This is a genomic window from Bacteroides zoogleoformans, from assembly GCF_002998435.1.
Classification (GTDB): Bacteria; Bacteroidota; Bacteroidia; order Bacteroidales; family Bacteroidaceae; genus Bacteroides; species Bacteroides zoogleoformans.
Genome location: NZ_CP027231.1, coordinates 826,489 through 848,728, shown reverse-complemented (window position 1 = coordinate 848,728; position 22,240 = coordinate 826,489). Strand labels below are relative to the sequence as shown.

16 protein-coding genes, 1 pseudogene and 1 riboswitch are annotated in these 22,240 nt (G+C 43.6%); of the genes and pseudogenes, 11 read left to right on the top strand and 6 right to left on the bottom strand.

All coding sequences use genetic code 11. The annotated features are described in order from the left end of the window. Positions 1 to 15: 15 nt before the first annotated feature. Positions 16 to 246, bottom strand: coding sequence for a hypothetical protein (locus C4H11_RS14370; protein WP_234819865.1), 231 nt, complete (start codon positions 244 to 246; stop codon positions 16 to 18). Beyond that, entirely contained in the window at positions 236 to 781 is a 546-nt protein-coding gene (locus C4H11_RS03645) for a nucleotidyl transferase AbiEii/AbiGii toxin family protein (RefSeq protein ID WP_234819864.1), read from the bottom strand. The genes C4H11_RS14370 and C4H11_RS03645 overlap by 11 nt, the downstream gene beginning before the upstream one ends. Positions 782 to 976: 195 nt before the next feature. On the opposite strand from C4H11_RS03645, the pseudogene C4H11_RS03640 reads away from it, so the two are divergent. Further along, positions 977 to 1,318, top strand: a pseudogene (locus C4H11_RS03640) (IS982 family transposase); the annotation flags it as partial. 111 nt (positions 1,319 to 1,429) lie between these two features. Here the strand turns inward: C4H11_RS03640 and C4H11_RS03635 are convergent. Then, positions 1,430 to 2,179, bottom strand: a complete 750-nt coding sequence (locus C4H11_RS03635; protein WP_106040498.1) for an ATP-binding protein — start codon at positions 2,177 to 2,179, stop codon at positions 1,430 to 1,432. Positions 2,180 to 2,338: 159 nt separating this feature from the next. Between C4H11_RS03635 and C4H11_RS03630 the strand changes: the two genes are divergently transcribed. The 9 genes from C4H11_RS03630 (at position 2,339) to C4H11_RS03585 (ending at position 12,524) form a co-directional block, all read left to right on the top strand. Continuing rightward, positions 2,339 to 3,769, top strand: coding sequence for a tetratricopeptide repeat protein (locus tag C4H11_RS03630; protein WP_106040497.1), 1,431 nt, complete (start codon positions 2,339 to 2,341; stop codon positions 3,767 to 3,769). Positions 3,770 to 3,777: 8 nt separating this feature from the next. Next, positions 3,778 to 4,248, top strand: coding sequence for an NfeD family protein (locus C4H11_RS03625; RefSeq protein WP_106040496.1), 471 nt, complete (start codon positions 3,778 to 3,780; stop codon positions 4,246 to 4,248). A gap of 24 nt (positions 4,249 to 4,272) precedes the next feature. Beyond that, positions 4,273 to 5,274: a flotillin-like protein FloA gene (floA, locus tag C4H11_RS03620; protein ID WP_106040495.1), complete on the top strand. Its 1,002-nt coding sequence runs from the start codon at positions 4,273 to 4,275 to the stop codon at positions 5,272 to 5,274. A gap of 34 nt (positions 5,275 to 5,308) precedes the next feature. After that, positions 5,309 to 6,187, top strand: a complete 879-nt coding sequence (locus C4H11_RS03615; RefSeq protein WP_106040494.1) for a nucleoside phosphorylase — start codon at positions 5,309 to 5,311, stop codon at positions 6,185 to 6,187. A 756-nt stretch (positions 6,188 to 6,943) separates the two neighbouring features. Beyond that, positions 6,944 to 8,884: a threonine--tRNA ligase gene (thrS, locus tag C4H11_RS03605; RefSeq protein WP_106040493.1), complete on the top strand. Its 1,941-nt coding sequence runs from the start codon at positions 6,944 to 6,946 to the stop codon at positions 8,882 to 8,884. Between the two features lie 122 nt (positions 8,885 to 9,006). Then, on the top strand, positions 9,007 to 9,609 hold the full coding sequence (gene infC / locus C4H11_RS03600; protein WP_106040492.1) for a translation initiation factor IF-3: 603 nt from the start codon (positions 9,007 to 9,009) through the stop codon (positions 9,607 to 9,609). 65 nt (positions 9,610 to 9,674) lie between these two features. Further along, complete coding sequence (rpmI, locus tag C4H11_RS03595; RefSeq protein WP_106040491.1) at positions 9,675 to 9,872, top strand: 50S ribosomal protein L35; 198 nt, start codon at positions 9,675 to 9,677, stop codon at positions 9,870 to 9,872. 100 nt (positions 9,873 to 9,972) lie between these two features. Then, positions 9,973 to 10,323, top strand: coding sequence for a 50S ribosomal protein L20 (gene rplT, locus C4H11_RS03590; RefSeq protein ID WP_106040490.1), 351 nt, complete (start codon positions 9,973 to 9,975; stop codon positions 10,321 to 10,323). A gap of 643 nt (positions 10,324 to 10,966) precedes the next feature. Continuing rightward, a riboswitch (cobalamin riboswitch) is annotated at positions 10,967 to 11,171 on the bottom strand. A 153-nt stretch (positions 11,172 to 11,324) separates the two neighbouring features. Next, positions 11,325 to 12,524: a hypothetical protein gene (locus tag C4H11_RS03585; RefSeq protein ID WP_106040489.1), complete on the top strand. Its 1,200-nt coding sequence runs from the start codon at positions 11,325 to 11,327 to the stop codon at positions 12,522 to 12,524. 94 nt (positions 12,525 to 12,618) lie between these two features. On the opposite strand, the gene C4H11_RS03580 is transcribed toward C4H11_RS03585, so the two are convergent. From C4H11_RS03580 to C4H11_RS03570, 3 genes are all read right to left on the bottom strand, one after another. Beyond that, complete coding sequence (locus tag C4H11_RS03580; protein WP_234819863.1) at positions 12,619 to 13,425, bottom strand: hypothetical protein; 807 nt, start codon at positions 13,423 to 13,425, stop codon at positions 12,619 to 12,621. A gap of 85 nt (positions 13,426 to 13,510) precedes the next feature. Then, positions 13,511 to 15,388, bottom strand: a complete 1,878-nt coding sequence (locus C4H11_RS03575) for a SusD/RagB family nutrient-binding outer membrane lipoprotein (protein ID WP_106040487.1) — start codon at positions 15,386 to 15,388, stop codon at positions 13,511 to 13,513. A 27-nt stretch (positions 15,389 to 15,415) separates the two neighbouring features. Continuing rightward, positions 15,416 to 18,556 carry a SusC/RagA family TonB-linked outer membrane protein gene (locus tag C4H11_RS03570; RefSeq protein ID WP_234819862.1) on the bottom strand — a complete coding sequence of 1,047 codons (3,141 nt, stop codon included), beginning with the start codon at positions 18,554 to 18,556 and terminating at the stop codon, positions 15,416 to 15,418. A 466-nt stretch (positions 18,557 to 19,022) separates the two neighbouring features. Here C4H11_RS03570 and C4H11_RS03565 point away from each other — a divergent pair, with 466 nt between their 5' ends. Beyond that, complete coding sequence (locus C4H11_RS03565; RefSeq protein WP_106040486.1) at positions 19,023 to 22,232, top strand: SusC/RagA family TonB-linked outer membrane protein; 3,210 nt, start codon at positions 19,023 to 19,025, stop codon at positions 22,230 to 22,232. Positions 22,233 to 22,240 lie beyond the last annotated feature (8 nt).

Sequence of the window (22,240 nt, the reverse complement as noted above, 5' to 3'; positions counted from 1 at the left end):
TTCCGGGACATATCCTTAAATATTTTCAACCAAGATTTTCCGAACAAACTCCCAAGCCTCCTCTGTACGGTAGGATATTCCCGGACGGATGATGGCGTACATGTCGGTGATGAACTCATTGTCTTTCAACTTGGTTTCCATATTGGCAAGGAACTGTTTGCGTGTGGGAGGCTGCTCCACCACAAATGCCATATACTGGTGATAGCACTCCAATATTTTCGTCGCATTCGTATCATTATTCTTCATCGCCCAATAGAGCGAAGAGGTCGCTTCCCTTACGGCGTTGATATAATGCCTGAAGTTTTGTTCCGAGCAGTTCTTCCAACTCATAGCAAGTTAAATCACACTTTTCCGTAAGCCATGAATTGGTTACTTGAAAAGGAATCTGTTTCAGTCCCAATACACTGAAATCCTTACGAGTGTTGATTTCTTTTTTCAGCCGTAGGTCGATGACCGGAGGAAACTCCGATTCAAAGCGATAAATGACCGTATTGTTGTGGATATGCTGCTTGACCGTTCGTTTCGTTCCCAAGAATACGAGCCGCTCACGTATTTCCTTCAATATCGGGTTAATCGGAGCCGGGGTTATCTGTACCAAGTCAATGTCTTCCGAATAGCGCACCTGTGGTTGTATGTAGAGTTTGTGCAAAGCTGTGCCGCCACGAAACGCAAAAGTTTCCCTGATGTGAGGGGCGAGGAAAATATTTCCACCAGTGTACGACTGATAACCAAATCCTGCTTCACTTGTGCCTCGTTTGTCCAAGGGGCTACGGATTTCCATTCGAGGATATATCGTTGAGGTATCATGATATGTCTGTTTCTTTTCTTGTTCGAACGAATTGCCTTTAATCCGCTCTCCAAAGATTCATTGTATACGCCAGTTCGGGATAAGAAAAAGTCTTTAAAAAGTTGGTAATCTCGCTAATATTTTGTACCTTTATAGTTGAAAATCAATAAGTTAAAAAATAATTAAGCGATGATTACCAACGACAAAGTTACTGAAATTTTCTGTATAATCGACGAGTTTGACAAGAATTTGAGTGCTGAACTTGCGAAAAACCTGCGTTTGCCGTCCCATAACAGTGACGGCAAACGCTACCGGAACCGCAAGGGCAGGCTCTCCGAAAGTGAGATTGTGACCATTCTGGTATGCTATCATTTCGGCACATATCGCAATTTCAAGGAGTATTATTTGAATTGGGTCAAAGGGGCGATGCGGCAGGATTTTCCCGATGGGGTTTCCTATAACCGCTTCGTTGAGCTCATGCCAAGAGTATTCTTTAAGATAATGCTGTTCATGAAGCTCTATGCTTTTGGTGGAAAAGTCACTCAACTTTGTCCCTTTTGGCCAAATAATTTTGCTCCTACTGGCTCAAATATGATTGACCCCTTTGGCCAAAATAATATAAATCACTTGATGTAAGTGTTGTTAGAGTTTTTTGTGTTGAGGTAGTAATTCCTCCTGCACATTCGTCATACTGCCCCACAGGCTATAGCGCGCCTCCGGGTTCATCGCTTCCAATTGCTTCAGAATGCCTTTCATCGTACTACGACGGGACTGCGACTCGTAAGGACAACTCTTCACTTGTTTGCGATAGCCTCTGGCCTGGGCCAGTTCTATCAAATCTGCTTCATGAACCAGACACATCGGACGAATAATTGTCATATCAAATTTCTTCATGACAAGCCGGGGAGGCATTGTGCCGAACGCTCCTTGATAAGTGACATTCATCAACAACGTTTCCAGGATGTCATCCATGTGATGTCCTAACGCTATTTTATTGCATTCCTGTTCTTTGGCCACTGTGAACAGTGCTTTGCGCCGATTCCAAGAACAAAGGAAACAGGGGGACTTACGGGTATCGGTAGAAGCATCAAATCCCGTTTCATAAAGGACAAAGGGAATGCCCCATGCCTCGACATGTTTTTTCAGATAAGTCACATCACTCTGATATGGTATATTCTTCATCACCACATGAGCTGCAACGAGAGAGAATCTCGGCTTGAACACTCGAGCACGCTTGGCCAAAAGTTCGACCAATGCCAAAGAGTCTTTACCGCCGGAAAGTCCGATGAGTATCTTATCTTCCTCCTCAATCAAGCCATACTCCACCACGCCTTTGCTGAACCGCTTCTCAATGCGACGCAGCAGCTTTTCTTCTTCGGTAAATTGCGCCATAAATACAACGATAGCCTTTTGTTCGTTAAATAAACGGCTGCAAAAGTAAGCGAAAAGAACGATTTAAAGAAGAATTAACATAATAGAATTAAGGAATCAGGCTTTATTAATGATAAATTTGTATTTTTGAAATCCTGAAACGAACCTATAGACTACAAGATGAAAAAGATATATACATTATTCTTTCTATTCGGATTTTGGGGCATGACAGTTTCGGCACAAACTTTGGCCGAAGCAAAAGCTCTATATGAGGAGAATGAATACGAAAAAGCCAAACCGGCATTTAAGAAACTTGTCAGGACACAACCGGCAAACGGTAACTACAATTTGTGGTATGGTGTGTGCTGCCTGGAAACCGGTGAAGCTGCCGAAGCTCTGAACTATCTGGAAACAGCTGTGAAGAAACGCACTCCAAGCGGACAGCTGTATTTAGCACGGGCATACAATGATTTATATCGTTTTGAAGATGCCGTTGAAACCTACGAGACCTATATTTCAGACTTGATTAAAAGGAAACGTCCCACACAAGAAGCCGAAAAGTTACTGGAAAAGAGCAGAAGCAACTTACGCATGCTGAAAGGAGTGGAGGAAGTCTGCTTTGTAGACAGTTTTGTGATAGACAAAGAAAAATTTCTGGAGGCATACAAGCTAAGCCCTGAATCAGGCAAACTTTTCATGTACAACAGTTATTTCGAAGACTCCGACAAACAAGGAGGAACCGTATATGAGACGGAGTTGGGTAACAAACTTTATTACAGCGAGTTGCAGCCGGACAGCACATTCAGCATACTTTCGCGCAACAAATTGCTGGATGCGTGGAGTAATGGCAATCCCCTGCCTGAAAGCATCAATGAAGGTGTAAATGCGAGTTATCCATACGTACTCACGGACGGAATAACCATCTATTATGCATCGGACGGCTTCAATTCGATGGGAGGCTATGACATCTTTGTGACACGATACAATACAAATACGGATTCTTACCTGACACCTGAAAATGTGGGTATGCCTTTCAACTCTCCCTACAATGATTACATGTACGTAATAGATGAGTTCAACAACCTTGGCTGGTTTGCCTCCGACAGATATCAACCGACAAATAAAGTTTGCATTTATGTGTTTATCCCTAACATTTCTAAACAAGTATACAATTATGAGGCCATTGAACAGAATAAAATGATTGCATTGGCGCAAATACACTCCATAAAAGACACATGGAACAACGCCGATGCCGTAACAGCTGCCCGGGAAAGACTGCGGAAGTCTGTCGATGATAATGCCCGAACACTCCAACAGCACGAGTCTCGTTTTATCATTGACGATAACGACACGTATTATCGATCGGACGATTTTCGCTCTCCGCAGGCTAAAGCCTTATACAACCAATTCATCTTATTAGAGAAAAGCTACAAGCAGCAACAGGAAAAGTTGGAAAAGATGCGTTCGGAATATGCTAATGCCGGAAAAAAAGAGAAAGCCGATATGTCTGCCGCCATCCTTGATTTGGAGCAACGGGTACAGCAATTGTCAACAGAATTGGAGCAATCTATCATTAAAGTAAGAAATACAGAAAAACAATTCATTAAATAAAAAAAGCCATGGATATATTAATCATCGCAATATTGCTCATTGCAGCCATCATCTTTTTTTTAGCAGAGCTATTCATTGTTCCGGGCATCAGTATTGCCGGTTTTCTGGCGGGAGGATGCATTGTCGTTGCCAATTACTATGCCTTTGCACAATTGGGAACAACAGCAGGTTTCATAACATTGGGCATATCCGGCATGGCTTGCATCGGCTCATTAATGGGATTTATGCGTTCAAAAACATTGGAGAGACTTTCGCTAAAAAAAGACATCACATCCAAAGTAGACCGCAGTGCCGAAGAGCGGGTAAAGGTGGGCGATGTAGGCGTTACTACCACTCGTCTGGCCCTTATCGGTTATGCCGAAATTAACGGTGACATTGTAGAAGTTAAGTCCGTCGACGGTTTTCTGAACGAAAAGACTCCCATCGTTGTAAACCGTATTACAAACGGAATGCTTATGGTTGAAAAGTTGCCAAACTAATATTCACTTAATACTTTATAATTTATGGATCCAAACACGATGTATCTGACTGCCTTTCTTATCATAGGAGGCATCATCTTTCTGGTACTATTCTTCCATTACGTACCTTTCTTTTTATGGCTTTCCGCCAAGGTGTCGGGAGTCAACATTTCGTTAGTGCAGCTTTTTCTGATGCGTATTCGTAATGTTCCTCCTTATATCATTGTCCCGGGAATGATCGAAGCGCATAAAGCCGGTCTGAAAAACATCACTCGAGACGAACTGGAAGCGCATTACCTTGCCGGAGGACATGTAGAAAGAGTGGTACACGCATTGGTTTCCGCCTCGAAAGCCAACATCGAATTGCCGTTTCAAATGGCTACAGCCATTGACCTTGCGGGGCGCGACGTATTTGAAGCCGTACAGATGTCGGTGAACCCGAAAGTGATAGACACGCCTCCTGTAACCGCAGTGGCCAAAGACGGCATCCAGCTGATAGCCAAAGCACGTGTCACTGTACGCGCCAATATCCGCCAATTGGTAGGCGGAGCCGGAGAGGACACCATCTTGGCCCGTGTAGGCGAAGGTATCGTATCATCCATCGGCTCGTCCGAAAATCATAAAAGTGTATTAGAGAATCCCGATTCTATCTCCAAACTGGTATTACGCAAAGGGCTTGACGCCGGAACTGCTTTCGAGATTCTTTCTATTGATATAGCCGACATTGATATAGGCAAAAACATTGGTGCCACCCTGCAAATAGATCAAGCAAATGCAGATAAAAATATAGCCCAAGCCAAGGCAGAAGAACGCCGTGCCATGGCCGTGGCCAGCGAGCAAGAAATGAAAGCCAAAGCACAGGAAGCCCGTGCCAAAGTAATCGAAGCCGAAGCCGAAGTGCCTAAGGCCATGGCAGAAGCATTCCGCAGCGGCAATCTCGGCATCATGGATTATTATCGCATGAAGAACATTGAAGCCGACACTTCCATGCGTGAGAACATAGCCAAGCCCGCAAGTGGCAACAATAATCAACCGTTAAGTAAATAACCTCTCAAAGAGAAAAACTCAAGCATCTACGAAAATGAAAAAACATTTTGTTTCTTCCGAATTAATAATCAATGAAGAAGGTTCAATCTTCCATTTGCATGTCAGACCGGAATGGCTTGCAGACAAAGTTATATTAGTAGGAGACCCCGGGCGAGTGGCAGTAGTGGCTTCGCATTTCGACAACAAGGAATGCGAAGTAGAAAACCGCGAGTTTAGAACCGTGACCGGTACTTATGAAGGGAAACGAATCACTGTACTTTCCACCGGCATCGGTTGTGACAACATCGACATTGTCATAAACGAATTGGACGCCCTTGCCAACATCGATTTCCATACGCGCACAGAGAAGCCTCAACTGCGCCGGCTGGAAATAGTGCGCATCGGCACTTGTGGCGGTCTGCAACCTTACACACCGGTAGGCACATTCGTTTGTTCCGAAAAGTCAATCGGGTTTGATGGTTTGCTGAACTTCTATGCCGGACGCAACTCTATCTGCGACCTGCCGTTCGAACGTGCCTTTCTGAATCACATGGGATGGTCGGGCAATATGTGTGCACCTGCTCCTTATGTCATTGACGCAGACACCGAACTGACAGACCGCATTGCACAAGACGACATGGTGCGCGGTGTAACCATTGCCGCCGGAGGATTCTTCGGACCGCAAGGACGCGAACTTCGTATTCCATTGGCTGATCCGCACCAAAACGAGAAGATTGAAAAATTTGAATACGATGGATATCGCATTACCAATTTTGAGATGGAAAGTTCCGCATTGGCTGGATTAAGTCGCCTGATGGGACACAAGGCCGTGACAGTATGCATGGTCATTGCCAATCGGTTGATAAAGGAAGCCAATACCGGATACAAGAACACTATCGACACGCTCATCAAAACCGTACTCAATCGTATTTAACGTTAGTTCGACAATTGTATTTGTTTGTAAATGGGGTAACGCTCTATCCACGAGTGATATAAACATACCCCACGAGTGGGGTGAAAACGTATGCTACGAGTGAGGTATAAACGCATCCTGCTTATGGAGTATGAAAACGGTTTCGCACAAGACGAAACAACCGATAATTTCGTCGAACTCACGTTATGAATAATGTTGGTTAAAGGGGCAATCATATTATGCCCAAGGTGGGCAATCCTGTTTGGCCAAAAGGGTCAAAGTAGAGTGGCTTTTCCAGATGGGAGAGTACTGCTGTTGCCAGAGTTCTTGCCAGGCCTCTCGTACTTGGAAAGACGTCTTTTAAGGTCTCTGTTCTCTTTTCTCAGACAATCCAAATTACGGTTCAAGGCGTGTATCTCAGTATGCTGCGCATCAATGGTCTCCCGCATTGACCGCAGTTCTCTGGCCATGTTGTCAAGTGCCTCTGATATGTCCGTAACCTGCTCACTCATAGATGAAAAGGCACGAAAAAACATCGAGATTTCCAAATGATAATGATGTTATCTTGGGTTTATTTTACTGACATTCAAATAATCATAAATATGTGGGTGAGTTGTTTCTCTCATGGATCAAAAAATTGGTACCCATATACAGGTGCCTATTTTTTATTCCCCAAACATGCCCTAAAAAGAAATCAGCATATTATTGCTGAGTAGTTACGAATATCAAAAAGATTTAGTTATTTTTGCGCTCTAAAAAAGAAATATACATAAGATTATGATAAAGATAACATTTCCAGACGGTTCCGTTCGTGAATACAACGAAGGGGTAACGGGGTTGCAAATTGCAGAAAGCATCAGTTCACGATTGGCTCAAGATGTACTGGCCTGTGGCGTGAACGGTGAAACTTATGATTTAGGGCGTCCTATCATGCAAGACGCTGAAGTTGTACTTTACAAATGGGAGGATGATCAAGGCAAACATGCTTTTTGGCATACCAGTGCTCACTTGTTGGCCGAAGCTTTACAGGAATTGTATCCCGGCATTCAGTTCGGTATAGGCCCTGCCATTGAGAATGGTTTCTATTATGACGTAGATCCGGGTGAAGAAGGTATTAAAGAAGCTGATCTTCCGGTCATTGAGAAAAAAATGGCAGAGTTAGCTTCTAAAAAAGAGGCGGTTGTCAGGAAGAGCATTGCGAAGAACGATGCCTTGAAGATGTTTGGCGACCGTGGCGAGACCTATAAATGTGAGCTGATTTCCGAATTGGAAGACGGACATATCACGACTTATACACAAGGGGCATTCACCGACTTGTGCCGCGGCCCTCACTTGATGACTACTGCACCTATTAAAGCCGTTAAGTTGACTTCTGTAGCCGGTGCTTATTGGCGTGGTCAAGAAGACCGTAAGATGATGACCCGTATCTACGGTATCACTTTCCCCAAGAAAAAAATGCTGGATGAATATCTGGTGATGCTGGAGGAAGCTAAAAAACGTGACCACCGTAAAATAGGTAAGGAAATGGATCTATTCATGTTTTCTGACACGGTGGGTAAGGGCTTGCCAATGTGGTTGCCCAAAGGAACTGCATTGCGTATCCGTTTGCAAGACTTTCTGCGCCGCATTCAGGCTCGCTATGATTACCAAGAGGTGATGTGCCCGCCTATCGGAAACAAGTTGCTTTATATCACTTCCGGACATTATGCAAAATACGGCAAAGATTCATTTCAGCCCATCCATACACCGGAGGAAGGGGAAGAGTACTTCCTAAAGCCGATGAACTGTCCTCACCACTGTATGATTTATAAAAATTCACCCCGCTCCTATAAGGAGCTGCCTCTGCGTCTGGCAGAGTTCGGTACGGTTTGCCGTTATGAGCAAAGTGGTGAGTTGCACGGATTGACACGCGTCCGCAGTTTTACGCAGGATGATGCACATATCTTCTGTCGTCCCGACCAAGTGAAAGATGAGTTCCTTCGTGTGATGGACATCATTTCCATTGTATTCCAATCAATGAACTTCGAGAATTTTGAAGCGCAGATTTCCTTGCGTGACAAGGTGAATCGTGAAAAGTATATCGGTAGCGACGAGAATTGGGAAAAGGCAGAGCGGGCCATCATCGAAGCGTGCGAAGAGAAAGGGTTGAAAGCGAGAGTGGAATATGGCGAAGCGGCTTTCTATGGACCAAAGTTGGACTTCATGGTGAAAGATGCTATCGGACGTCGTTGGCAGTTGGGTACTATTCAGGTGGATTATAATTTGCCGGAACGCTTCCAGCTGGAATATACCGGTGCCGACAATCAAAAACACCGCCCGGTTATGGTGCATCGTGCTCCGTTCGGTTCGATGGAACGTTTTGTTGCTGTTCTTATCGAACATACGGCAGGCAAATTCCCGTTATGGCTGACTCCCGATCAGGTGGTTGTCTTGCCCATCAGTGAAAAGTTTAACGACTACGCTCATGAGGTAGAACAATATCTGAAAAAATATGACATTCGTGCTGTTGTAGACGAACGTAATGAGAAAATCGGCCGTAAGATTCGTGATAATGAGATGAAGCGTATTCCTTATATGCTGGTTGTAGGTGAAAAAGAGGCGGAGAATAGAGAAGTTGCTGTGCGTAAGCAGGGAGAAGGTGATCAAGGAACCCTGAAAATAGAGGATTTTGCAAAAAAAGTGAACGAAGAGATTCAGAATATGATAAATAAGTGGTAACTTTGCCGCCAATTGTAAAAGCGTAGTATGTAATAGATGTTTTAAAGGTGGCTTTTACTTAATAACAAAACATAAATTTGGGAATAATAAACAAGAAACAAACTGGAAGTAAACGTTATTTAATGAAAAATGACAGCTTAAAAGGGCAACATCGGATTAACGAGCAGATCCGTGCCAAAGAAGTCCGTATTGTGGGCGATGAAATAGAACCGAAGGTCTATCCGATAGCACAGGCTTTAAAACTTGCTGAAGAGCATGAAGCTGATCTTGTGGAGATATCTCCGACTGCAACCCCTCCTGTTTGTCGTATTATTGATTATTCTAAATTTCTGTATCAATTAAAGAAACGCCAAAAGGAACAAAAAGCCAAACAAGTCAAAGTAAATGTAAAGGAAATCCGATTTGGGCCTCAGACGGATGACCATGATTATAATTTTAAGTTGAAGCATGCCAAGGGCTTTTTGGAAGATGGGGATAAGGTGAAAGCTTATGTGTTTTTTAAAGGCCGTTCCATCTTATTCAAGGAGCAGGGAGAAGTATTGCTCCTGCGTTTTGCCAATGACTTGGAAGAGTATGCAAAGGTGGATCAGATGCCTGTTTTGGAGGGAAAACGTATGATCATTCAGCTTTCTCCCAAAAAGGTCACCGCACCCAAAAAAACAATGGCTCCGAAGGTTGCGGAACGTGCGCTACAGGTTGCTCCGGCTAAAACAGAAGAAGAATGAAGAAATGAGTAACGCCATAGGTATAGTGCGTTGCCATATAATTAATAATTTAAAAGTAAAAAAAGATGCCAAAGATCAAGACTAACTCCGGTGCTAAAAAGAGATTCACTCTTACCGGAACAGGTAAAATCAAGAGACAGCACGCTTTTCATAGTCATATTTTGACTAAGAAAACTAAGAAGCAGAAAAGAAACTTATGCCATTCTACACTTGTCAATCCGGCTGATGTGGCCCAAGTGAAGGAACTCTTAGCAATGAAGTAATCCGAGCGTACTTAAAAAATCGAAGTTATTAACCGAATGTATTAGCTTTAAGACTGTTGCGTGAAGTAACGGCGCTGACATTCAAAAACAAGTAAAAACTATGCCAAGATCAGTAAATCATGTTGCTTCCAGAGCAAGAAGAAAGAAAATTTTGAAATTAACCAGAGGTTACTTTGGTGCAAGAAAGAATGTTTGGACCGTAGCCAAGAATACCTGGGAAAAAGGTTTGACCTATGCGTTCCGTGACCGTAAAAACAAAAAAAGAAACTTCCGCGCTTTGTGGATTCAGCGTATTAATGCTGCCGCTCGTTTGGAAGGCATGTCTTATTCTAAGCTGATGGGGGCTTTACACAAAGCAGGAATCGAAATCAACCGCAAGGTGTTGGCAGATTTGGCGATGAACCACCCGGAAGCTTTCAAGGCTATTGTAGCCAAAGCAAAAGTTGCATAAGTCGATTATGTGATAAGTTCAAGGTGCTGATTACTTGTTCGGTAGTCAGCACTTTTTTTGTGCGGCAGATTTGAAAAAGGTGAAAGAGACCGGAACCCGAAACAAAATTTTGTTTTTGCTTGCTTCTTTGATAGAAACTTTCTACCTTTGTTATGAAAAAAATAGCCGCATTGATTGGATCGGGAAACTCATCAAGTTTTATGAAATACCGAGACAAGTTTCGTTTCTTGATGGCGGGCCACGCCCTTCGGGGTAACCTTTGAGTCGGTGGATTACAAAGAGGACGAGCACTCAAATCATGTCATACGGAGTTTCATCACATCATCGGTGCGGCTTTCTATAAAAAAGGAACGGTAATTTAACCAGTTGCCGTTCCTTTTCATATGTAAAATTTTTCTTTTGCCTTTCAAGGGCATATTCCGCTGAGCCCTAAAGATCAAAAAGTTTCGTACATGTGTCCTGGTTAATGGCACAATCTTCTTTGGAACCGCAAATAAATGTCCGGGCGAAATCACTTCGACCGGACATCATCAAATAAACTTGGCAGAGTTTATTTACTTTCTTTGAATCAAGTTTGGTGAATGAAATGATAGGAGGACGCCTTGTCCGCTTCATTAAACTCAACGCTTTTTCCTCGAAAGCAATGATAAAAGTGTGCATGGCAGGTCTTCTGACTTGTTTCAGCTTCAGGCGCCTTCCCGGAAAGGGGATTTCCAGTGGCATAGAGGTAATTGCCTGTAGCATTTTATGAAACTTACAGCAGCGGGACTGTTCAGGATTTGCACCTGATTCCCTTTTAATTACCATCCTTGGATAAGGATGGCAAACCAATGCACTGCAAAGATAAAGATTTTTTCTTTGAAAACAAACAGACGTTACATTAAAATTACAACGCATTCTTTAAGCTAAGAAATTAATCATTTCATACGTAAATTTCATTGTATATCTTTTAAGGTCGTTTCATATGAATCGGCTATCTTTGTATCACTAAAAAAGATGAAATGAGAAGTCTTGTACGTATAAGTAGAGATTATTGTAAGAAGCACTACTTGCTGTTGATTGTGGCGCTATTGGTTGTGGCGGGAGGTATTTGGGTGAATGCCTCTTCTTTCCGTTCCGGTTTTAAGATTGTCGATGATTTGGGAGGTAACATATTTCCTTCCAGCATTCTTTCGGTGGCAACCACTGATGCACAAGTCATTATCCCTACCGATTCCATATATGTGGGTAATCCTAAGTCGTGCATCGCTGTTCGTATGCGTTCGGGAAAGGCTTACAGCCGTGTCCGGATAGAAGTGGGCGAAACCCCTTTCTTCTCTCGTTCCGTATCTGAATTTGTGCTTGAAAAGTCGAGAACTGAATACACCATTTATCCCGATCTTATCTGGAACTATGAAGCTTTGAAGCATAACAATCAACCTGAACCAATCAGTGTGGTTGTAACGGTAGAGGTAAACGGTGAAAGTATGGGTCAGAGTGTGCGTACTTTTTCCGTTCGTAGCCTGAACGAATGCTTGTTGGGCTACGTCACCGGCGGTACCAAATTTCACGACACCGGTATCTTTTTTGCCGCTTATGTCAACGAAGAAAATCCGATGATAGACCAACTGTTGCGCGAAGCATTGAATACTCGTATCGTCAATCGTTTTCTGGGATATCAGGCCCGTAAGCCCGAAGCGGTGGACAAACAGGTTTATGCCTTATGGAATGTGTTGCAGAAACGTAGTTTCCGTTATAGCTCGGTGTCCAATACCAGCCTTTCCAGCAATGTGGTTTTCTCGCAGCGTGTCCGTACGTTTGATGATGCACTCCAATCTTCACAGATCAATTGCGTGGACGGCAGTGTACTGTTTGCCTCTTTGCTTCGAGCCATCAACATCGAGCCGATTCTGGTACGTATTCCCGGGCACATGTTTGTAGGTTACTACACGGATTCAAACCATAGCGGCATGAACTTTCTTGAGACAACCATGATTGGAGATGTCGATTTGGATGATTTCTTTCCTGACGAGCAATTGGACTCGACGATGTTAGGTAAGTCACAGAACCAGATGTCGCGCATCACATTCGATAAGTCCAAGGAATATGCCAACAAAAAGTATGAGCAGAATAAAGAGGAAATCCATTCCGGCAAGTTGAACTACATGTTCCTTGAGATTTCAAAAGAGGTGAGAAGAAAAATACAACCGATAGGGAAGTAGGAGAGGAATTCTGATGATTAAGAAATGGCCGATTCTCACGAACCGGCCATTCTTAATCATCATTTATGAATGAACTCCTTTTAACTTCATTATATTATAAGGCAATGAATTGGCTTACCGAGGCAATGGGTTTTGCCGAGCGCATACCTTTCAGGATATGGTGGTAACGCCTTCCTATATAGCCGTTCCAATAATCGGAATATGGTATGTATTTACTTTTCGAGTTCCACACTTGTAACTCTTCCGTATATTCGCCGTTGGCATCTTGTACCTTAATCTTATAGTCGATGCGGGTATATCCCTCCGAATTGAAGACGTTCTTCTTTATTTTTACGGGTTGCCATCCGGTCGTTTCGCCGAAGCCAATCGGTCCGCCAATATTTATCCAGTCGCTCTTCACATCTTTGGATATGGTGTATTGGTATTGATATTGCAGTTTCAACGGACAGTATTCCCCTTCTTTCTCATACATGAAGTGATAGAACTTTACCCAACAGGTACTGTCTGTATCCATTGTGGTATTGGTTTCGTAAGGATAGCCATTGTCAAAAACAATCGGTTCTTTGTCGAAGTCGTATACAAATACATTTTGTTTGCCCACGCCGAGCGTTATATTTTTATCATACACAAGCTGCTGTTTATTGCTTTGATATAGCTTGATGTTTACATCTCCTGCTTTCACGACATAAAATCGACCTACGTTTCCCGAAGGGGTTGCATTGTAGGTGCTGATTACCGCTGCACCGTTATTCACGTATTCTTGTCCTCCGATTTCCATTTTATAGATATTGTTGCCGGCTACAGCAGTGACAGGAACAAAATAATGCAACTGTATTTCAGCCATACCTTTTTCTACCGGCGTGCTCATGTATTCTATCTCATGCTTTTCACATGAAGCCATTCCCAGTGTTAAGACTGAAAATAGAAATATATATTTAAATCTTCTCATACTGATATTTTTATTTTATGGTTAATAATACTTGTATTTATAGATTTGTCGGCATTTCGCCCGGATATGCAAACCAAGGAATGGAACAATGGTAGTTGTCCGCTCTTCCACTGATGGGGCGTAGGGCATCGAGCGAAGGAGCATTCCACATATATTCCGAGTTATAGCGCGGGCGTACTCTGTAGCAAGGTGAACCTTGATTGCGGGTGTTATATTGTCCTTTACGATTCTGTACTTGTGCCGGAGCCAGATAGAATCCTTTATATACTTTCGATTCATCCGTATCCCATTTTTGGTCTATCATGGTTTCAGACCATCCGTTCCCCAATTGGGGATATTCACCCGTGTACTTTATGTCGTAATGGTACTTGCGCATATCCACCCATGCTTCGTGTGCCCCCCAAGGATAGAGTGCCACCCATTTTTGCATCATGATGTGCGATAAGGTCAGTTCATTGGTTGTCATACCTTCTACATAAGGACCGCTCGCATATTCCGTAGCCAGCTTCTTGAATACTTCTTTTGTGATTTTATCACCACCTGTTGCCTGTCCGGGAGTTCCGGGGTATATATATCGTTCGCAGAAGTACAAGTCGCCTTTTACCCCCTCTTTGAAAGCTTGCAATGCGGCATCTTTATTACCCATCTTGTAGTTGGCTTCAGCCACGCAGAATTTGATTTCGGCGTACGTCATTAATATGTATGGAGCATCGTCGCGATACAGCCAGCGGCCTTTCCCGTCATGCACGTCTCCTTTGTATTGTGAACTTCCATAACGTCCGTAGAAAGTGGATGCTGCTCCTATCGCTCCACTGTTTGTGGTAAAAGAACCGCCGTAATACCGATACGCTTTTACACTGTCTGCGTTGTCAATGTTCTTGTAGGTAGGGTCGTCGGCTGTACCTAACTTTACGGCCATACGCGGGTCATAGTGTCCGGTCACGTCCTTCAGTGTATCGCAGATTATCTGTTTATCGGCAAGCTCGTATGGATAGTAATCATTGTTCTCTACCCGATACTTCTCTCCGGTCTGTTCATCGTATTTAGGAATACTTCCGGTCATTACCTGAACAGCATATTCATGCTGGAAGTAAGACCTTGAGAGATTGCCTCTGTAAGTTCCCCAAAAGTTATTATATACACTTTCCGCAGAGCTTTCTCCTTTCCCGTCCAAGGCTACGGTTGCATCGTCATCAGGACTTTGAAAAGCTTTTTTTGAACATTCTATTAGTTCCGGCGCATATTTACTGACAAAATCTTTTTTGTTGGAGAGTGAAGCCAGGTTGTGTACTATAACGGAGTAAGCAAACTTTATCCATTTACTTTTGTCGCCTTTGTATATCCAATCGTTGTCAGTGATTTTGTTCCCATAATTATGGGTATCTTCTTTTTCCAAATATTCAATGGATTTATACGCCCATTCTTTTACTTGTGCATAAATATCTTCTTGACTATCATATTTATGCGATAGCAAGTTCGGAACAAAGGCTTCTTTCATAGGGAGTTCGCCGTGGTATTTTGTCAGTCTATCCCAACTGAAAGCCTTAATGGCCAGACCGATACCTGCCATTGTCCATTCTTCATTGGCTATCGATTGGTTGATAAGATTTTCCAAGTTCATGCCTTGCAGCCAATACACCATTCTCCAAACTTCAGCTCCTGCATCCGATCCCTGAACGTAATAATTACTTGCAAAACTGGTGTAACCACCGGTACCCATCATCTGTGTGAGTGGACCTACGGCGCGTATGTCGTAATAGAGGCTTTGGTAATTCTGAATGATTCCCGACAGATACAGGTATCCTTCTACATAGTCGGGGGCATCGATGTTTTTGTTCACATCCAGATAGTCGTCGCAACTGCTATTAAATGACAATATTGCCGCTAAGATTGTTATGATTGATAATCTTTTCATAATTCATGCTTTTTAGTTATTCCGATTCTAATTGAAAGTCAGGCTGATGCCGAATGAGATGCTGCGCGGGTTGGGGAGTGACCATACGTCATAACCCTCACCGCCGGTGCCGCCGGCAGCCGCAGATACGGTATTTCCTACGGCGTCGATGCCCGAATAGTTGGTCCAAGTGTAAAGATCATTACCACATAAGTAAATGTTGGCATTGCTGATTAGTCCGCTGAAGACTTTCTTCAGATATTTGCTGGGTACTGTATATGACAGTCTCAACTCCTGCAGACGCAGGTAGTTGACATCTTTTTCAAGCCAGTCTTCATCTCCTCCACCATAAATAGAGGCACCGTATATCTTGTAATCCACCGCAATATTATTGGGAGTCGGTTTGTCGGAGTTTTCTTTTCCATCTTTCAATACTCCTTTGAAGATGATCGGGCCGCTTTCGCGAAGTTTCACCGATTCCCAGCTTGTGCCGGTGGTCATCATGGTACGTTTGGTTCCATTTACGACGGTTGCTTTGTAACGGCCGGCAAACATGGCGGAAAAACGAAGACCATTCCATGATAATGAGGTTGTAAGGCCATAGCGCAACTTGGGCTCGCGATTACCAATGACAGACCATTTCTCGTCTACGAGGGGAAGTCCTGTAGTTGGGTTGATCAGAATATCTCCTTTTTCGTTGCGGCTGTATGCGCGTCCTGTCAGGGTAGTAACAGGATTCCCTACCATGATGCCGTTACGGATGTTGCCTGAATTCCATGTGTATGCGTTATAGTATTCGCTTACATTTTCAGGCAGATATACCACTTTCGAGTCGGTTTGTGATAAGTTCATGCCCACATTCCAGCGTAACCCGTTTTGATTGACGATATCTCCGTCGATATGAGCTTCCCAACCCCAGGTGTTGAATGTACCGACGTTCATGTTATTTAGAACGAAGCCGGTTGCATAACTCAGTCGGAAACCTTTTACAATCTGGTCGGAACAATGGGTGCGGAAATAAGTAAAGTCTGCAACAATACGGTCATTGAAGAAACGTCCTTCAAATCCGGCTTCCCACGAAGTGGTCATTTCCGGTCTTAAGTTCTTGTTCGGGCCGGTGTAACCATAGCTGTAACCTCCTCCCCAAAGCCCGGTAGGCTCCAGTTCCGGATCAATCTCCAGCGGGCCGGCGTCTTTTCCCACTTGGGCCACTGAACCGCGTAGTTTCAGGTAATTTATATACTTGTTTTTCTTTAAGAAAGGAAGTTCTGTAGCAACGAATGCAAATTCGGCTGCCGGATAAAAATAAGAATTGTTTTCTTTCGGCAATGTAGACGACCAGTCGTTACGGGCACGCAGAGTGAGAAACGCCATGTTGTTGTAGCCAAACTCGGCTTGTGCCGAAATAGCTTGCACGCGTCGTTTGGTGGTACGTTTCTTACTGGCAATGGTGGTGGGGTCGCAATTGTTGATTGATTGGAAATCCGGGACGGCGAACTTCGTTCCGTAAGTAGATAGACGTGTCACACCATTTTCTATCTGGTGATAACCTACTTGCGCATTAAATGTCAACTTCTTGTTGAAGAACTCATTGTTATATCCGGCCAGGATATTCAGAGTGGGGTCGGAGAAGTTGGACTTTGCCAAGTTATAATATCCTGAACCGGCGTTGTTGTTCGAGTAGTAAGGATGATTTGAGGTTTCGAAAGCCTGTGTGCCGACATCCCATCCTACTTGGGCACGGAGGAAAATTTCCTTTATCGGCCTGATGGTAATTGCTGCATTGGATAGAAAACGATCCGACTCATCATAATATTTGTTTTTATATAACCCGAACAGTGGGTTCAGCAGGTCTGTATCCGTGTAATAGTCGGGCATGCGCATGTGTGATCCGTCTTTGTTGAGATAATTTGCCATATTATCCACCATCGGCCAGCGCATGGCAAGATATAACGGGCCCGCTGTGCCGCGCAGTGTCTTTGAATTGGTGGTCGAGGTGTATTGCATGGACGCCTCGAACTTCATCCATTTGGTGATATCGGCTTTTCCGGAGAGTGTCAGGTTTGTACGGCCATAGTCTGTGGTCTTGACAACACCGGTTTGCTCAAGGAAGGAGGCTGCGGCGCGAAGAGTCGTTTTTTCGCTTCCGGCTTCGACTGCAATGTTGTGTCTGCCGGTGAATCCGGTTTGCATCACCGCATCAATATTGTCATATAATTTTGTTCCTTCCGGATAAAGTCCGCCGTAGCGGCTTGTGTAGTAATAGTTGGTCGTTCCGTAAGCACCTTGTGCATATTTGGTTTGCATTTCAGGGTATCCATAGGCTTTGTCCCAGCGGAAACTATTACTGTAGGTTACACGTCCTTTTCCCGCGTTGCCCTTTTTAGTGGTGATAATAATAGCTCCATTGGATGCGTCCGAACCATAAAGAGCCGCTGCCGCTGCGCCTTTCAGTATGGTCATAGCTTCAATGTCTTCGGGATTGAAGTCATTACCTCTTGATGCAAAATCCAGATTACGGCTCGAAAAATTTGCTCCGGCATCGGCAAACGAGCTCGGGTCGAAAGTAGAGTTGTTCATAGGAATTCCATCCACTACATATAGCGGCTGGTTATTACCGGAGATAGAAGTTATGCTGCGCAATATTACTGTTGTGGAAGATCCCGGAGCGCCTCCACTGGAGGATACATTCATTCCTGATACACGTCCTTGTAGGGCTGAAATAAAATTGTCTCGACCGGACTCGATGATATCCGCCGCTTTTACATTCTGTACGGACGAACCTACGGAACGTGCTACACGTTTCATACCGAATTCGGCGGTAATTTCTACTTCGCCCAGCATATTGGCGTCTTCTTCCAATACAATGGTCAGTTGGTTTTGATTTCCAATAGTTACAGTTTTGGTTTTATATCCTATAAAAGATACGTTCAAACTGCTTTTAGGTGGAACAGACAAAGTGAAATTGCCGTTTACATCTGTAATTGTTCCATTACTTGTCCCTTTCACTACAACATTGGCACCGACTACCGGTTCCCCGGCGTTGTCTACTACTTTACCTGTGATTTTCTTGGCTTGCTGAGTGCTGTAGGAACTCTCTACACCTTCTGTGGCTGCTGTAGCGGAAATAGGAGTAACTATCCCAAACAATGCAAGCATCATTAATGATAAGCAATAATTTCTTCTCATAAGCTCTATTTTTATTTGGATTTATTTGCAAACTTATAATTTATTTTAGAAAAAGAGAAATTATATGTATTAAAAAGAGTAAATAAACGCTAAAGTATGATTCGGGTTCTACCTGTTTCGCATCATCTCCGCATTGCCTCCGTATCACCTCCGTATCACCTCTGTATCATCTCCGTATCATCTCCGTATCACCTCCGTATCATCTCCGTATATCTTTCGTTTCTATAGATGTGGAGTTGATATGGGGAAGACACGGCTTTGATACGGTTGGGATATGAGATTCAAAAAACAGTTTCTAAGGGTCTTCATTTATGGATGATGATTGTCTATTGGTACTGCATCCAAGAACTATGGAATTGCAGAAGATGTAAATTAATTTTTATTTTATATTTTTTAATATTTTCGTTTGTGTAATTATTGAAAAAAATCATATATTTACAAATAAATCCAAATAAAAACAGAGCTTATGAAAAGAGATTATTGCTTATCATTAATGATGCTTGCATTGTTTGGGATAGCTTCGCCTATTTTCGCTACAGCAGCCGCAGAAGATGTGGAGAGTTCCTACAGCACTCAGCAAGCCAAGAAAATCACAGGTAAAGTTGTAGATGCGTCAGGTGAGCCAGTCATTGGTGCCAGTGTGCTGGTGAAAGGCTCCGGTACCGGTACCGTGACGGATATTGACGGAAATTTCACAGTGAATGCGTCGGTAGGTAGTACATTGGAGATTTCTTTTATCGGTTACAAAGCCGCAACGGTGAAAGTAACGAATGCTTCTTCTTATGCAATAACCTTGCAAGATGACTCGCAGGCGTTGGACGAAGTGGTGGTGACGGCTATGGGTATCAAGAAAGAAAAGAAGGCATTGGGATATGCCATGCAAGAAGTAAAGTCCGAGGAATTGATGAAGATTAAGACAGCTAATCCGATTTCATCACTATCCGGAAAAGTGGCAGGCGTTAACATCACCCAGTCTTCAGGTGCCGCCGGTGCCGGTGCACAGATTATTCTTCGCGGTGGTACATCCGGTTCGGAGGGCAAAGATAATCAACCCTTGTTTGTGGTTGACGGAGTGATTTATGACAACTCCTCTTCCGTAATCGGCAATTCGGCGTTTGACGGTTCTATGCGTTCTGCTTCTACTACCTCTAACCGCGTGATGGATATTAACCCGGAAGATATTGAAAACATGTCCGTTCTGAAAGGGCCTGCCGCCGCGGCACTTTACGGTTCGCGTGCCGCTAATGGTGTGATTCTGATTACAACTAAAAAAGGTAAAGAGGGAGTGGTGGAAGTAAATATCAATTCTAAATTTACGAGTTCTTGGGTGAAAAGTCTGCCTAAATACCAGACAGAGTATGCCAGAGGCTATATGGAGGATCAATATGATAAAGACAAAAAATATATAGGTACGGTATTCAACGACTTCGCATATAGTTCGTGGGGTGAAAAGTCAAAAGCTCAAACGTATGATAATATAGGAAACTTCTTCCAAGCCGGTAATATTTTCGATGAGAGTGCCAGTGTGTCGGGTGGTACACAAAAAAGTAAGTACTATCTGTCCGGTTCATTGTATGACCAAGCAGGCGTCGTGCCTGAAACAGGTTATCGCAAATATGCTTTCCGTTTTAATGGAGAGCAGAATGTCGGAATCTTTACCTTCAGCGCGAATGCGGCATATTCTGACGCCCATACCGACAGAACTTTGACGGGAGCAGGCCTGTATGGCTCGTCCGGTAACGGAGCTTTATATCGTGTCTACAATTGGTCTTCGTTTGATGATATGAGACATTATCTGAATGAAGATGGTTCGCGTTATCGTATGTTTGGCGATCGTCTTGACCCGTGGGACGAGGAAGATAATCCATATTGGATTGTCAATAAAAATCACATCTATGACAACACGTATCGTTTTACCGGGGCCATCAGTGTCAAAGCGGACATTGCCAAATGGTGGTTTTTATCTTATAAAGTAGGTTTGGACCAATATACTCAAACGGCTTCCAACAGATTGGCCGCCAATGGCGTGCTCAAGCAGGTGTGGCAAAAAGGCATGTTGAGTGACAACAGCAAGGAATTCCGTTATATGTCGCATGATTTCATGTCTAATATGTCGAAGACCTTCGGTGATTTTGATTTTAATCTGTTGTTAGGTTCGACTATTGACGAGGTAAAGACTCATAGCACATTCAAGTTAGGCTATAATTTTTCTGTGCCTGATTTCTTCTCGTATGCCAATACCACCAATTCAAATAAACAATTCTTGAACGAACCTACTAAAAAGAGGCTTGTAGGCTTGTTCGGCGAATTCCGTGCCTCTTGGAAGAACATGCTTTACTTGACTGTTTCCGGACGTAACGACTGGACTTCTACTTTGCCTATCGAGAACCGTTCCTATTTTTATCCTTCGGTAAGCGGCTCATTCGTATTCACGGAAATGCTTCAGAAGTTGGGATGGATGTCGGATGATGTACTGAATTTTGGTAAGATTCGCGCATCATGGGCAAAGGTAGGTAAAGACACGGGTGTGTATGAAACTGCGACATCCCTTTGGCCGGTAGGTACTTTCTTGAATAATATTGTCAGTGTAGGTAACAGTTGGACACGCGGTAATCCTTATTTGAAACCGGAAATGACCAAATCTACGGAAATAGGCATTGAACTGAGCTTCTTCAAGAACCGTTTGCACATTGACTATGCTTACTATACCAACGATTCTTACAATCAGATTCTTTCTCCGCGCGGTCCTCAGTCCACCGGTTATATTTTCTGTTCTATCAATGCCGGCAATGTCTACAATAAAGGTATGGAGTTGTCTATTTCAGGTACTCCCATTCAGACCAAAGATTTCACATGGGACATAGGGTTCAATATGGCAGGCAATCGAGGTACGTTGGATGGACTGCCTGAAGGCATGGATGTGATGTATGTGACAGATGTTCAATATGCCGGTGCGCAGGCTGCTTCATTCAACGGCGGTAACTTCATGGCGATTGCCGGAACCAAGTGGCAAAGAGACGAAGCGGGTAATGTAATATTAGACGCCAATGGCATGCCGACCTATACTTCCGGGCTTACCGAGGTGGGCAATCGTGAATCTAAGTTTACCGGTGGCTTGAACAATACGCTTACATGGAAGGGCTTGTCCTTCAATATGCTGTGGGAGTATCGTGTAGGCGGTGACGTTATCAATGGTACAAAATATTCGATGGATCTTTCGGGTGTGAGCCAGTTCTCGGCAGACATCCGTAACAAACCATTAACGGTGACCGGTGTAGATGCTGCCGGCAATGCTGTTAGTAATACATGGGAAGCAAACAAATCTTATGTATTCAATGGGGTAGAAAAAAGCGGTTATAACATTATCAAAGATTACTACCAGAACTTCTATTCCAAAGAAACGGGGAATTATATTACGAAAGTAAATTTGTTGAGACTTCGTTCGGTTTCTCTTTCTTATGAGATGCCTAAAAAGTGGCTTCAGAAAATAGGGTTCGTCAAGCGTGCTTCCGTATCCGCATCGGCCACGAACTTGCTGCTGTTTACCAACTATGATGGCGACCCCGAAGTGGCTGCGGCCGGTGCCGGTGTGGGTGGCTCATCTTCAGTAGGCTTTGACTATTGTGGAGTTCCTGCCACTTCGGGCATGTCCTTTGGCTTGAACTTGACATTCTGATTGTAGAA

What these genes read in the sequence shown, in the direction of transcription:
- C4H11_RS03625 (WP_106040496.1), top strand. Translation starts at nt 3,778, where the DNA reads ATGGATATATTAATCATCGCAATATTGCTCATTGCAGCCATCATCTTT.
- C4H11_RS14370 (WP_234819865.1), bottom strand. Translation starts at nt 246, where the DNA reads ATGAAGAATAATGATACGAATGCGACGAAAATATTGGAGTGCTATCAC.
- C4H11_RS03585 (WP_106040489.1), top strand. Translation starts at nt 11,325, where the DNA reads ATGAGAAGTCTTGTACGTATAAGTAGAGATTATTGTAAGAAGCACTAC.
- thrS (WP_106040493.1), top strand. Translation starts at nt 6,944, where the DNA reads ATGATAAAGATAACATTTCCAGACGGTTCCGTTCGTGAATACAACGAA.
- C4H11_RS03615 (WP_106040494.1), top strand. Translation starts at nt 5,309, where the DNA reads ATGAAAAAACATTTTGTTTCTTCCGAATTAATAATCAATGAAGAAGGT.
- C4H11_RS03570 (WP_234819862.1), bottom strand. Translation starts at nt 18,556, where the DNA reads ATGAGAAGAAATTATTGCTTATCATTAATGATGCTTGCATTGTTTGGG.
- C4H11_RS03580 (WP_234819863.1), bottom strand. Translation starts at nt 13,425, where the DNA reads ATGGCTTCATGTGAAAAGCATGAGATAGAATACATGAGCACGCCGGTA.
- C4H11_RS03635 (WP_106040498.1), bottom strand. Translation starts at nt 2,179, where the DNA reads ATGGCGCAATTTACCGAAGAAGAAAAGCTGCTGCGTCGCATTGAGAAG.
- C4H11_RS03630 (WP_106040497.1), top strand. Translation starts at nt 2,339, where the DNA reads ATGAAAAAGATATATACATTATTCTTTCTATTCGGATTTTGGGGCATG.
- floA (WP_106040495.1), top strand. Translation starts at nt 4,273, where the DNA reads ATGGATCCAAACACGATGTATCTGACTGCCTTTCTTATCATAGGAGGC.
- C4H11_RS03565 (WP_106040486.1), top strand. Translation starts at nt 19,023, where the DNA reads ATGAAAAGAGATTATTGCTTATCATTAATGATGCTTGCATTGTTTGGG.
- rpmI (WP_106040491.1), top strand. Translation starts at nt 9,675, where the DNA reads ATGCCAAAGATCAAGACTAACTCCGGTGCTAAAAAGAGATTCACTCTT.
- C4H11_RS03645 (WP_234819864.1), bottom strand. Translation starts at nt 781, where the DNA reads ATGGAAATCCGTAGCCCCTTGGACAAACGAGGCACAAGTGAAGCAGGA.
- rplT (WP_106040490.1), top strand. Translation starts at nt 9,973, where the DNA reads ATGCCAAGATCAGTAAATCATGTTGCTTCCAGAGCAAGAAGAAAGAAA.
- C4H11_RS03575 (WP_106040487.1), bottom strand. Translation starts at nt 15,388, where the DNA reads ATGAAAAGATTATCAATCATAACAATCTTAGCGGCAATATTGTCATTT.
- infC (WP_106040492.1), top strand. Translation starts at nt 9,007, where the DNA reads ATGAAAAATGACAGCTTAAAAGGGCAACATCGGATTAACGAGCAGATC.